A 13413-nucleotide genomic window follows, 5' to 3' on the forward strand; every position below is an offset into this window, starting at 1 on the left:
CTGCACGCTATTCCCTGAACCACCATCTTGGATCACAGATTGCCCATGTCTTTGCGCTGGCGCAATCCCTCGCCCTTTGGGCAAAACAGCAAGGCGGCGCCGCTACCGGCCTGGCAACGGCGCCTCCCCACGCCCCGAAGGATCAGTAGTGCATCCGCATGTCGATACCGATGCGGCGCGGCGTCAGGATGCTGGTGGCGTAGTAGCGCTCAACCACCCCAGTCCGCGTCTGGTTGTACGAACTGCGATCGTTGGAAATGCCGGTTATGGCGTATTTGTCGAAGATGTTGTCGGCATAGAGACCGACGTCGAACATCCCGCCGTGGTAAGTCACCGAGGCACGATGCGTGGTGTACGCAGGGATGACCTCGCCAAAGCCGCGCAGGCCGACGCGCGAGTACATGTCGCCGGTGTAGGTCATCGCCCAGTTGGCCTCGATGTCGCGGCCTTCGGGGAGCGGGTAGGTATAGGTCACCTGCGCGCTGCCCGAATGCTTGGTCGAGCCAGGCAAGCGATCGCCGGAGAACGCGTCGTAGTTGACGCCCCCGCTGACGACGATGCCGGGCGCATCCTCGGTCAGGTGCGCATCGGTGTAGGAATACATGCCCTTGAGCGAGAGCGCGTTCGTCACCTTGACCTGTGCGGTCACGTCGAAGCCCTGCGACACGGCCTTGCCGCCGTTGACCACGATGCCCACCGCGCCGTTGACGGTCTGGCTCGGCACCTGGATGCCATTCCAGTTGATGTGGAACGCGCTCGCGGTGAACTGCAGGCGCTTGTCGAACAGCCCGGCGCGAATGCCGATCTCGGCGTTACGCGTCTTGTCCGGCTGGTACGCCAGTTCGCCCGGCAATGCACAGACGTTCTGGCCCGGCGGCAGCGGCAGGATGCAGGGCGCCACGCGGTTGACGTTCCCCGTGCGATAACCGGTGCTGTATGTCGCATAGAGCAGCAGGTCGTCGCTGACCTTGTACGAGGTGTTGGCCTTCCACACGAAGCCGTCCGAGGCCGTGGCGCCCGACTTGATGCGGCTCGGCGCGAAGACCACCAGCGGATAGGGCGTGCGGCGGATACCGCCCGGCAGCAGCGGGGTATCGGTGCCACCCTCGGCAAAGGCATCGTACTTGAAGTAGCGCAGGCCGCCGGTGACCTGCCAGGCCTGGGTGATGTGGAACGTGCCCTCGCCGTAGACCGCCTTTTCCTTGGTGCGGGTGTTGACGAACGACATGTATTCGAGGTTGTCGGGGCGGTAGATCCCGGCCCACTGCGCGTAACCCGGCACATATTCGCGATACTGCGACTGGAAGCGCAAGTTGTTGTAGAACCCGCCCAGAACCCAGCTGAACGGCCCGCCGTGGGTGGAGACGAGGCGGACTTCCTCGTTGAACTGGTAGCGGTTGCCGGTCGATCGGTTGTACGACGAGAACTGCGGGAACGCTTCGTAACCGTAGTCGAGGTCGAGCAGCAGGTCGGTGTTGTCGAACTGCGAGGTGACCTTCTGGTTGGTCCAGGCGGTCGTCGCGACCAATTGCGCCACGTCGAACAGATTGACGTTCAACTCGCCCGCATAGAGGTCCGAGGCGCGCGTCGTCGGTTCGAGATAGCGCCACGGCGCCTCGTACTTGCCCGTGCCGAGCACGCCCGCGCCGGTCGCCTGCTGGCCCTGCGACTTGGTGATCTGGTGCGCATAGGTCAAGTAGAGCTTGACGTTGGGATTGGCCTGCAGAAGCAGCTGGTTGCGCGTAGTGAAGGTGTCCTCGTAGTTGACGTCCTTCTTGGAATAGAAGTTCGCCGCGCGCTGCGCCGGACTGCCGAACGAGGCATCGGCGGCGGTTGCACCGCGCACGGGCTGCGGGTTGGACACGCCGGGGCGGATCAGCAGGTAGTTGTAATCGATGAAGCCGGGATTGTAGTAATACCCGACGGTCGAGCGGAGCGCGATGTGGTCTTCGACGATCGGGATGTTGATCGTGCCGTCGGCGTTGACGCCCGCCTGCTTGCTGTGCGCCTCACCGAACCAGCGCCCATGCATGTCGACCGAAAGCTTGCTGGCATCGGGGCGGTTGGGCATGTAGCGCACCGCACCGGCCAGCGTACCCAGACCATACAGCGTGCCCTGCGGCCCCTGCAGCACTTCGACGTGGTTGATGTCGAGCAGCTTGAAATCGAGGTAGAGCGGCACTTCGCCGAGATAGACGCCGACCGAGTTCTCGAAGTTCGAGCCCGTGGCGCTGGTGTCGCCCGAGCTGATGCCGCGCAGGATGATGTTGCCGGTGGAGCGGGGGCCGGTGTCGGCAACGGTCAGGCCCGGCGTGAATGCCGCCAGCCCCTTGACGTCATCGATGCGCTGGCGGGCCAGTTCGGCGGGCGCGATGGCGCTGATGTTGATCGGCGCGTCCTGCAGCGTGGTCTCGCGGCGCGTGGCCGTGACGACGATCGTGTTGAGATCATCACCGCCCGTGCCGGCCTCGGCCGGAGCCGCAGCGTCGGGGGCGGGCGCTGCGGCAGCAGCAGGTACGGCCCAGGCGGGCGCAGCAGCGCTCCCCATAAGGATCGTGGCGCAGTACAGTGTCGTCCGGATAGTTCGCTTGTTCACGTCAGCCCCCGCGTTGCTCCGAAAAGCGTGCAAGCCAAAAGCGACATCCTCTCCCCTTTGCCTGGCATTACAGGCCATGCCGGCCGGTTTTGGCCTGGCATCCTCGTCACGCCGGCCCGGTGCTGAAAACATCGGGCCGTCGACGGACGACACATCGCATCAATGACGGGGCAATCGGGCGCAGTTGTCCGGCCGGACAATCGCAATTGCCCGCAAGACATCGAACCCTGACGTCTTCCCCACTACACGGCGACTGCGATCTTAGGTTCGACCGGCTAGCCGCCATCACTGTTTGCGTTGTTATGTCGCCCTGAACTTCAACACCCCCAACGGTACCGATATTACCTAACCGGTCAAGCGTAATAATTACCGTGGCGTTCGGTATGAATCTGAGATCGCTGTTTGGTGAAAAAGCGCCATTTTTCCGTAACATTGCGCGTATGACTGTTCGCAGTTGCGGTATTGGACGTCCGAATTCTGAACGTGCGCGGTCATGCTGAAACGGGTGAACGCGAGTCGCGAATCAGATTTGGGATATGTTGGGCTGCTGACCCGCTCAGCTGCGAAGATACCTGGTTTAAAGGGCTTTTGCCCTCGCACCTGCCACAGAACGATCCTTAGCCCGGCAAACCGGCACCTGTGCATCGTATTACCAAAAGTTCAGCACGTAATAATTTTGCGATGGACACGAAGTTCGATCCAAGCAATGTTGCGTTGCGAAAGGGGAGCGAATCATGCTCAAGACAATCGGCACGGCAGGTAAGATCGCACTCCTGGCTGGCACCTGCCTGCTGGCGGCATGTTCCCACTCCGGCAACGAAGCCGTACAGAAGAAAACCGAATTCAATATCGGCTGGTCGATCTATGCCGGCTGGATGCCTTGGCCTTATGCCCAACAGGCCGGCATCGTGAAGAAATGGGCCGATAAGTACGGCATCAAGATCAATATCGTCCAGGTCAACGACTACGTCGAATCGGTCAACCAGTTCAACGCCGGCAAGTTCGACGGCGTGACCGTGGCCAACATGGATGCCCTCACCATCCCGGCCGCGGGCGGCAAGGATACCAGCGCGATCATCGTCGGGGACTATTCCAACGGCAACGACGGCGTGCTGATGAAGGGCGGCACCAGCGTGGCGCAGCTCAAGGGCCAGCAGATCTATCTCGCCGAGCTCTCGGTCTCGCATTACCTGCTGGCCCGCGCACTCGGCACGGCTGGCATGTCGCTGGCCGACGTCAAGACGGTCAACACCTCGGACGCGGACATCGTCGGCGCCTATGCCAGCCCCGACGTCAAGGCGGCGGTGGCGTGGAACCCGCAGCTTTCGGTGATGCGCGGCCAGGCCGGGACCAACCAGGTGTTCAGCTCGGCCGATATTCCGGGCGAAATCCTCGACCTGCTGGTGGTCGACACCAGGACGGTCAAGGCCAACCCCAACCTCGGCAAGGCGCTGGCGGGCATCTGGTACGAAACCGTCGCGCTGATGAAGCGCCAGGACGAGCAGGGCAAGCAGGCGCGCGCGGCGATGGCCAAGCTCGCCGGCACCACGCCCGAGGTGTTCGACAAGCAGCTGACCACGACCTTCCTCTACACCGATCCCAAGGCTGCCGTCGCCGCGACCGACGCGCCCGCACTGGTCACGACGATGACCCGCGTGCGCGACTTCAGCTTCTCCAAGGGGCTGTTCAAGGGTGCCAGCTCGGCCGACGCGGTAGGCATGGCCTTCCCCGGCAACAAGACGCTGGGCGATGCGCAGCACGTCACGCTGCGCTTCGACGACAGCTTCATGAAGATGGCCGCCGACGGCAAGCTGTGATCGCTTCTTTCCCGACCTTCCAACGCCAAGGATCGCGCCGGCCATGCGGTGGGTGAACCGACAACTGAACCGAAACCATCGCATCGGCCTCGGCGCTGCGCCGATCCTGATGCTGGTGGTGCTCTACCTGGTCCTTGCCGGCCAGCGCCACGCCGACAATCCGTCGGACAAGATCCTGCCGCTGCCCGATGCCATGGCGAAGGGGCTGTCGGCGCTGCTGTTCCAGCCGGACCAGCTCTCGGGCAACTACCTGTTCTGGACCGATACGCTCGCCAGCCTCGAGCGGCTGGGCCTGGGGCTGGGCATCGCGACACTGATGACGCTGGCGGTCGGCCTCGTGCTCGGCGTGCTGCCGCCGGTGCGCGCGACGCTGGGGCCGCTAGTTACCGGCATCGCGGTGATCCCGCCGATCGCGCTGCTGCCGGTGCTGTTCATCGCGCTGGGCCTCGGCGAGACCTCGAAGGTCGCGCTGATCGTCGTCGGCATCGCCCCGGTGATGATCCGCGACGTCGCCTCCTATGTCGCGGCGCTGCCACGCGAACAGATCATCAAGGCGCAGACGCTGGGCGCGAGCAGCTGGCAGATCATGATCCGCGTCGCCCTGCCCCAGGCCATGCCGCGCCTGCTGCTGGCGGTGCGGCTGGCGCTTGGCCCGGCGTGGGTCTTCCTGATCTCGGCCGAGGCGATCGCGTCGGACACCGGGCTCGGCTACCGCATCTTCCTCGTCCGCCGCTACCTCTCGATGGACGTCATCATCCCTTACGTGGCGTGGATCGCGCTGCTGGCCATCGCGATGGACCAGGCCCTGGCCTTTGCCAGCCGCCGCGCCTTCCCCTGGGCACATGGAGCAAGCCATTGAGCGCGCTGCTTTCCCTCCGCGACGTCTGGGTCGAATTCGGCGACAAGATCGTCCTTGAGAAGATCAACCTGGACGTGGCCGCGGGCGCCTTCGTCTCGATCGTCGGGCCTTCGGGTGCGGGCAAGAGCAGCCTGCTGCGCATCGTGCTGGGCCAGGAAGTGCCTTCGCGCGGCCGGATCACGCTCGATGGCGTGCCGCTGCCGCCCGAATGCGGCCCCGATCGCGGCGTGGTGTTCCAGCGCTATTCGGTGTTCCCGCATCTCTCGGCGTTGCGCAACGTGATGTTCGGCATCGAGTGCACCGGCGCCCCGTTCACCGCACGGCTGTTCGGCAGCGCCAGGCGTGCCGCGCGCGACGAGGCGGTGGCGATGCTCGAGGCGGTGGGCCTTGGCGACAGCATGGACCTCTATCCCGCCCAGATGTCGGGCGGGATGCAGCAGCGCCTCGCCATCGCCCAGGCGCTGATCAAGCGGCCGCGCATCCTGCTGCTCGACGAGCCGTTCGGCGCGCTCGATCCCGGCATCCGCGCCGACATGCACACGCTGATCCGCGGATTGTGGCGCGATCACGCGCTGACCATCATCATGGTCACGCACGACATTCGCGAGGCGTTCTCGCTCGGCACGCGCGTGCTGGCGCTCGACAAGCGTCGCCACGATCCGCACGCGCCGCACCGCTATGGCGCGACGGTGGTCTACGACCTGCCGCTGCGCAACCGCGACGAGACGCCCGCGCCGGCGGCCGAGGATGCGCCGGCCCTGCCGACATCACAGGGCATGCCGACGCCGCAGGCCGTACCGGCACAGTGAGGGGACAACCACAATGAGCAGCGAACCTTCCACCCTCGCCCGGCTGAGCATGAGCCTGCCTGCGGACCTGTTCCGCAAGCTCGACATGATGGTCGAGGAACGGCAATTGCCCTCGCGCTCGCAGCTGATCGCCGAGCTGATCCGCCACGCGCTTGCCGCGCACGAGGCGCTGACCCGGCCCGACGAGATGCTCGCAGGCACGATCACCCTGGTCTATCGCGGCGATCGCGGCCGCGTGCGCCACCAGCTGGCCCAGACCCAGGCCGATTACCTGCGCGAAGTGATCTCGGCCCAGCACGTCTTCCTCGAGGACGACCAGTCGCTCGAGGTGCTGCTGGTCCAGGGACCGGCGATCCGCCTCAAGGAACTGTCGGACGCCCTGCGCCGGGTGCGCGGCGTCCAGCAACTCGAACTCGTCACCACCACCGCCCTGCTGCCGCCGCTCTACGATGCCAGCAAGGACGGCCCAGCCGGAGCGGCCGCATGACCGACACTCTCAGCAACCCGCTCGCCGCGCGCGACCATGCCCGTGCGCAGGGCAATACCGTCGTCGAGGCGATGCCCGTGCTCCCGCCCGTCGCCAGCGACCTGCCCGCCGGCGTCTCCGCCGATGCGCTGGTGTGGGAAGAAACCATCGCGCCCGGCGGCTATGCCACGCGCCGGCTGGTCCGCGGCACGCGGCTGCGCCTGATCGACACGCAGGGCGATGCCTGTGCCGGCCTGCAACTGTTCAACGCCGAAATGCCGACCGAGCGGCTCAACGTGGCTGATACGGTCAAGGTGCAGTGGAACGCCTATCTCGAGGCGGGCAAGCTGCTGCTGTCCGACATGGGCCGCGTGCTGATGAGCATCGAGGCCGACGACGCGGGCACGCACGACTGCTTTGCCGGCACGTCCAATGCCGCGGCCAACGCGCGCAAGTATGGCGAGGGGCGCAACAGCGGCGCCTGTCCCAACGGGCGCGACCGCTTCCTGCTGGGCGCGGCCAAGCATGGCCTCGGGCGGCGCGATGTTCACCCTTGCATCAACCTGTTCAAGGGCACGCGGATCGAGACGGACGGCGCGATCACTCCGGTGGTCGGCCCCTTCGCGCCCGGACGCAGCATGGTGCTGCGCGCCGAGATGGACGTGATCGTGGTCATCGCCAACGTGCCCCACGTGCTCGATCCGCGAGATGCCTACACCGTCACGCCGCTGCGCGTCACCGCCTGGCGTGGCCCGGTGACGCAAGGCAACGACCCGATCCGCAACGCGACGCCGGAGGGCCTGCGCGCCTTCCAGAACGTCGAAGACTTCTACCGCCGCTGAGAGGACGGGCCACCATGACCAACGATCCCCACACCCACGGCCTGTCGAATTCGGTGCTGCACGACGAGATCGTCGCTGCGCGCGCGCCCTGGCTGCATCACATCAAGGCGGGCGAGACACTGCGCATCGTCGACCTCGAAGGCAACCAGGCGGTCGACTTCCTGCTCTATGCCACCGCCGACGATGCCGAGCGCTACAGCGCGCAGGACACCGTCGCGGCGCAGGGCAACCTGTTCCTGCGCGAAGGCACCGTGCTGATGTCCAACGAGGGCCGGCCGATGATGACCATCACCGGCAGCGCGGTGGAGTATCACGACACGATCGGCGGCGCCTGTTCGTGCGAGTCGAACACGCTTCGCTATGGCCATCACACCAAGGCGCAGCACGCCTGCGTCGAGAACTTCCTCGAGGCCAACCTCGTCGAAGGGCGCGGCAAGCGCGACATCGTCTCCAACATCAACTTCTTCATGAACGTGCCGGTCGAGGCCGACGGGTCGCTGGGCATCGTCGACGGGATTTCCGCGCCGGGCCTGACCGTGGACCTGCGCGCGGAGATGGACGTGACCGTGGTCGTGTCCAACTGCCCGCAGGTCAACAATCCGTGCAACGCCTTCAACCCCACTCCTGTCCGGATGATCGTGACCGCATGAGCTTCGACACCGTCCTCATCGCCAATCGCGGGGCGATCGCCACCCGGATCATCCGCACGCTCAAGCGCATGGGCTTGCGCTCGGTCGCGGTCTATTCCGAAGCCGACGAGGCCTCGCTGCATGTCGCGGCGGCGGACGAGGCGGTGTGCATCGGCGGCGCGCGCGCGACCGAGAGTTATCTCGATATCGCCAAGATCATTGCGGCGGCCAAGCAGACCGGCGCGGGTGCGATCCATCCCGGCTACGGCTTCCTTGCCGAGAACGTCGAGTTTGCGCAGGCCTGCGACGATGCCGGCATCGTCTTCATCGGCCCGACGATCGAGAACATCCGCACCTTTGGCCTCAAGCATACCGCCCGCGAACTGGCGGCGGCGCATGGCGTGCCGCTGGCGCCGGGCAGCGATCTGCTGACCGACGAGACCGAGGCGCTGCGCGCGGCCGAGGCGATCGGTTATCCCGTCATGCTCAAGGCGACGGCGGGCGGCGGCGGCATCGGCATGCGCGTCTGCGAGGACGAGGCCGCGGTGCGCGAGGGCTTCGCCTCGGTCGCGCGGCTGGGGCAAAGCAATTTCGGCGATGCCGGCGTATTCCTCGAGCGCTATGTGCGCCGGGCACGCCATGTCGAGGTGCAGGTTTTCGGCGACGGGGCGGGACGCATCATCGCGCTGGGCGAGCGCGACTGCTCGCTCCAGCGGCGCAACCAGAAAGTGGTGGAGGAAGCCCCGGCCCCGTTGCTGCCGCAAGCCGCGCGCGAAGCGCTCTACGATGCCGCGATCCGGCTGGGCGAAGCGGCGCGGTATCGTTCGGCCGGCACGGTCGAATTCCTCTATGACGCCGACCGCGAGGAGTTCTTCTTCCTCGAGATGAACACCCGCCTGCAGGTCGAGCACGGCGTGACCGAGGAAGTCCTCGGGCTCGATCTCGTCGAGTGGATGATCCGCGGCGGCGCCGGCGACTTCGCGTTCCTGGCCGATGCGCCCACCGTGCCGCAGGGCCATGCGGTGCAAGTGCGGCTCTATGCCGAGGACCCCGCGCTCGACTATCGGCCGACGTCGGGCATGCTGACCGCGGTGGAGTTTCCCGCGGGCGTGCGCACCGAAACCTGGGTCATGGCGGGCAGCGAAGTCAGCGCCTGGTACGACCCCATGCTTGCCAAGCTGATCGTCCATGCCGCCACGCGCGAGCAGGCGGTGGCGGCGATGCAGGCGGCGCTCGACCAGTGCCGGATCGACGGGATCGAGACCAACTTGCGCTGGCTGCGCGATGTCGTACGCTGCGAGGCCTTCACCAGCGGCGCGGTCTCGACCCGCGTGCTCGACGGCATCGCGTTCCAGCCGCAAGCGGTGCGCGTCATCAGCGGTGGCACCGCGACGACGGTGCAGGACTGGCCGGGGCGCCAGCACCTCTGGGCGGTCGGCGTGCCGCCTTCGGGGCCGATGGACGACCAGTCGTTCCGCCTTGGCAACCGTCTGCTCGGCAATGCGGAAGGCACCGCCGGGCTGGAAGTCACGCATACCGGCCCGACGCTGGCCTTCACCACGCCTGCGCGCATCTGCCTGACCGGCGCGGACTTCGGCGCAACGCTCGATGGCGTGGCCGTCATGCGCGGCACGGCGATCGAAGTCGCGGCGGGGCAAGTGCTTGCCATGGGCCGCACGCGCGGTGGCGGCATGCGCGGCTACGTGCTGTTCGCCGGCGGGCTCGACATCGCGCCCTATCTCGGCAGCCGCAGCACGTTCGAGCTGGGCCAGTTCGGCGGCCATGCGGCGCGGCGGCTGGTGGCGGGCGACGTGCTGCACCTGGGGCAGGAGCCGACCTCGGACCCGATCGCCCCGGTCGACCTGCCCGCGCTCGGCAACGACTGGACCGTGCGCGTGCTGTATGGCCCGCATGGCGCGCCCGACTTCTTTACCGACGAGGACATCGCCACGGTCGTTTCGGCCGAATGGCAGGTGCACTACAACAGCAACCGCACCGGCGTGCGCCTCGTCGGCCCCAAGCCGCAATGGGCGCGGGCCGATGGCGGCGAGGCCGGGTTGCACCCTTCCAACATCCACGACAATCCCTATGCCATCGGCGCGGTGGACTTTACCGGCGACATGCCGATCATCCTCGGCCCGGACGGGCCATCGCTGGGCGGGTTCGTCTGCCCCTTCGTGGTGATCGCGGCCGACCGCTGGAAGGTGGGGCAGTTGCAACCCGGCGACCGCTTGCGCTTCGTGCCGGTGAGCCTGGCCGATGCCAAGGCCGCCGATGCGGCGCAGACCGGGCTGCTGGCCGGGCTGCCGGAAGGACATGCGGCGCCCGTCCCTGCCCTCGCGCGCGGGATCGAGACGCTCTCGCCGATCCTGGCCGAGACACCTGCGGCCCACGGCCGTCCGCGCACGGTCTATCGCCAGCAGGGTGATCGCAACATCCTGGTCGAATATGGGCCGATCACGCTCGACATCGAGCTGCGCATCCGGGCCCACGCCCTGATGACCGAGCTGGAGCGCATGGCGCTGCCCGGCGTCATCGACATTGTGCCCGGAATCCGCTCGCTGCAACTGCACTTCGACGGCATCGCGCTCGACCAGCCGGCCGCGCTCGCCGCGCTGATCGACGCCGAGGAGCGGCTGGGCGATCTGGAGGACTTCACGATCCCCTCGCGCGTGGTGCACATGCCGCTGAGCTGGCGCGATCCGGCGACGATCGAGACGATCGAGAAGTACATGGGCGCGGTGCGCGACGATGCGCCGTGGTGCCCCGACAACATCGAGTTCATTCGTCGCATCAACGGCCTGCCCGATGTGGCGGCGGTCGAGAAGCTGATCTTCGAGGCCAATTATCTCGTCATGGGGCTGGGCGACGTCTACCTCGGCGCGCCGGTCGCCACCCCGGTCGATCCGCGCCACCGGCTGGTGACGACCAAGTACAATCCCGCCCGCACCTGGACCCCGCCCAACGTGGTCGGCATCGGCGGCGCGTACATGTGCATCTACGGGATGGAGGGTCCGGGCGGTTATCAGCTGTTTGGCCGCACCATCCAGGTGTGGAACACGCATCGCCAGACCCAGGCCTTCACCGAGGGCAAGCCCTGGCTGCTGCGGTTCTTCGACCAGATCCGCTTCTATCCGGTCAGCGCCGAGGAACTGGCGGAATGGCGGCGTGACTTTCCCAGCGGCCGGCGCGCCTTGCGCATCGAGCCGTCGGAGTTCCGTCTCGCGGACTATCGCGCTTATCTTGCGGAGAACGCCGAGGACATCGCCGCGTTCGAGGCGCGCCGCCAGGCCGCCTTCGACGAGGAGCGCGCCGACTGGCAGCGTCGCGGCGAATTCGACCGCGTGACCGACCTCGCCGATGCCGAGGCGCCGGTCGCGGGTGCCGTCGACGTGCCTGATGGCGCCGACCTCATCGAGGCGCCGTTCGGGGGCAGTGTGTGGAAGCTGCTGGTGGCCGAGGGCGACGAGGTTGCCGCGGGCGACACCATCGCGGTGCTGGAGGCGATGAAGATGGAATGCGCGGTGGAAAGCCCCGGCGCCGGCGTCGTTGCCGCGCTCTACATGCAGGAGAAGCAGTCGCTGCAACCGGGCGCGCCGATGCTGGCGCTGCGGAGGCACGCATGATCGACCTGACACGCCGCAGTGCAACCGCGCTGGCCGCCGCCGTCAACCAACGCGAGACCAGCGCCGAGGCGGTCATGGCCGAGACGCTGGCCCGGATCGAGGCCTACGACGTGGTGCAGCCGCAAATCTGGATCGCCCGCACCGCGCCCGAAGCGCTGATCGCCCGGGCGCAGGCGATCGACGCACGGGTGGCGGCGGGCGAGCGCCTGCCGCTGGCGGGCGTGCCCTTCGCGGTGAAGGACAACATCGACGTCGCCGGCCTCGCCACCACCGCCGCTTGCCCCGCCTTTGCCTACGAGCCCGCGCAGTCCGCGACGGTAGTCGCGCGGCTAGAGGCGGCAGGCGCGATCTGCGTCGGCAAGACCAACCTAGATCAATTCGCCACCGGCCTCGTCGGCACGCGCAGCCCCTTCGGCATCCCGCGCAATGCCAGCAACCTCGCGTATGTCAGCGGCGGATCGAGTTCGGGCTCGTCGATCGCGGTGGCGGCCGGCCTCGTGCCCTTCGCGCTCGGCACCGACACTGCCGGGTCGGGCCGCGTGCCGGCGGCGTTCAACCACCTCATTGGGTTTAAGCCGACCAAGGGCCGCTGGTCGACCGCCGGGCTGGTGCCGGCGTGCCGCACCATTGACTGCATCTCGGTGTTCACCGACGACACCGCCGACGCGCGGCTGATCGACGGTATTGTCGCCGGCTACGACGCGGCCGATCCCTGGTCCAAGCCGCTGGCCGACCGCGCGATCGGGCGCAAGACCATCGGCGTCCCGCGCCGCGACCAACGCCTGTGGTTCGGCGATGCCGAGAGCGAGTTCCTGTACGATGGCGCGCTCGACGTCCTGGCGGGGCTAGCCGACGTGGTCGAGATCGACTTCGCCCCGCTCAAGGAAGCCGCGCAATTGCTCTATGGCGGGCCGTGGGTGGCCGAGCGCACCGCGGCACTGTCCGCGCTGCTGGCGGACAACCCCGAGGCGATCGACCCGACCGTACGCGAGGTTGTGTCGCCGGGCCTCGACGTCGGCGCTGTCGACTTGTTCAAGGGGATCTATCGCCTGGCCGAGCTGAAGCGCGAGGCCGATGCGCAGTGGCAGCAGATCGACGCACTTGCCTTCCCCACCACCGGCACCGCCTATCGCGTCAACGAGCTGCTGGCGGCGCCGGTCGCGCTCAACAGCAACCTCGGAGCCTATACGAATTTCGTCAACCTGCTCGACATGGCGGCACTCGCGGTCCCGGCCGGGCAGCGCGCCAATGCCACGGGCTTTGGCGTCACCTTCATCGGCCCGGCGGACAGCGATCGTGCGCTGCTCGATCTTGCCGATGCCTATCTCGCGGCGGCCAACCTGCCGCCCCCACCCCCGCTCGATCTGGAGGGCAAGATGCAGACCGTGAAACTCGCCGTTGTCGGCGCCCATCTCAAGGACATGCCGCTGCATTGGCAGCTGACCTCGCGCGAGGCGACCTTCGTCGAGGCGACGACCACCGCGCCAAGCTACAAGCTCTACGCCATGGCCGACAGCGTGCCGCCCAAGCCCGCGCTGGTCCATGCCGAAGATGGCGCCGCGATCGCGGTCGAGATCTATGAACTCGATGTCGCCGCCTTTGGCAGCTTTACCGTCGAGGTGCCCGCGCCGCTGGCGATCGGCACCGTGACGCTGGCCGATGGCAGCAGCGTCAAGGGCTTCGTCGCCGAACCGCGCGCCATCGTCGGCGCCGAGGACATCACCGCGCTGGGCGGCTGGCGCGCCTATGTCGCGCGCGGCGCCTGACGC

Annotated in this window: 9 protein-coding genes; 8 read left to right on the forward strand and 1 reads right to left on the reverse strand. The window is 67.2% G+C overall.

The window, feature by feature from the left end:
- Positions 1-142 precede the first annotated feature (142 nt).
- On the reverse strand, positions 143-2548 hold the full coding sequence (locus V7Q48_RS11030; RefSeq protein ID WP_442947126.1) for a TonB-dependent receptor: 2406 nt from the start codon (positions 2546-2548) through the stop codon (positions 143-145).
- A 782-nt stretch (positions 2549-3330) separates the two neighbouring features.
- Between V7Q48_RS11030 and V7Q48_RS11035 the strand changes: the two genes are divergently transcribed.
- From V7Q48_RS11035 to atzF, 8 genes are read left to right on the forward strand one after another with little or no spacing between them, the layout of a single operon-like run.
- Positions 3331-4413 carry a putative urea ABC transporter substrate-binding protein gene (locus tag V7Q48_RS11035; RefSeq protein ID WP_333838136.1) on the forward strand — a complete coding sequence of 361 codons (1083 nt, stop codon included), beginning with the start codon at positions 3331-3333 and terminating at the stop codon, positions 4411-4413.
- Between the two features lie 43 nt (positions 4414-4456).
- Positions 4457-5272 carry an ABC transporter permease gene (locus V7Q48_RS11040; protein ID WP_333838138.1) on the forward strand — a complete coding sequence of 272 codons (816 nt, stop codon included), beginning with the start codon at positions 4457-4459 and terminating at the stop codon, positions 5270-5272.
- Positions 5269-6081 (forward strand): ABC transporter ATP-binding protein, encoded by an 813-nt coding sequence (locus V7Q48_RS11045; protein ID WP_333838140.1) that lies wholly within the window; start codon positions 5269-5271, stop codon positions 6079-6081. Before V7Q48_RS11040 ends, V7Q48_RS11045 begins: the two co-directional genes overlap by 4 nt.
- A gap of 13 nt (positions 6082-6094) precedes the next feature.
- The gene (locus V7Q48_RS11050) at positions 6095-6568 is read left to right on the forward strand and encodes a CopG family ribbon-helix-helix protein (RefSeq protein ID WP_333838142.1); all 474 of its coding nucleotides are present in this window, start codon (positions 6095-6097) and stop codon (positions 6566-6568) included.
- Complete coding sequence (locus V7Q48_RS11055) at positions 6565-7389, forward strand: urea amidolyase associated protein UAAP1 (RefSeq protein ID WP_333838143.1); 825 nt, start codon at positions 6565-6567, stop codon at positions 7387-7389. Before V7Q48_RS11050 ends, V7Q48_RS11055 begins: the two co-directional genes overlap by 4 nt.
- 14 nt (positions 7390-7403) lie before the next feature.
- A complete protein-coding gene (locus V7Q48_RS11060) occupies positions 7404-8039 on the forward strand; it encodes an urea amidolyase associated protein UAAP2 (protein ID WP_333838145.1) in 636 nt (211 codons plus the stop codon).
- On the forward strand, positions 8036-11644 hold the full coding sequence (gene uca, locus V7Q48_RS11065; protein ID WP_333838146.1) for an urea carboxylase: 3609 nt from the start codon (positions 8036-8038) through the stop codon (positions 11642-11644). Before V7Q48_RS11060 ends, uca begins: the two co-directional genes overlap by 4 nt.
- Positions 11641-13410, forward strand: a complete 1770-nt coding sequence (atzF, locus tag V7Q48_RS11070) for an allophanate hydrolase (protein ID WP_333838147.1) — start codon at positions 11641-11643, stop codon at positions 13408-13410. The genes uca and atzF overlap by 4 nt, the downstream gene beginning before the upstream one ends.
- The last annotated feature ends 3 nt before the right edge of the window (positions 13411-13413 follow it).

Source organism: Novosphingobium sp. (assembly GCF_036803765.1).
In the GTDB taxonomy this organism is placed as follows: domain Bacteria; phylum Pseudomonadota; class Alphaproteobacteria; order Sphingomonadales; family Sphingomonadaceae; genus Novosphingobium.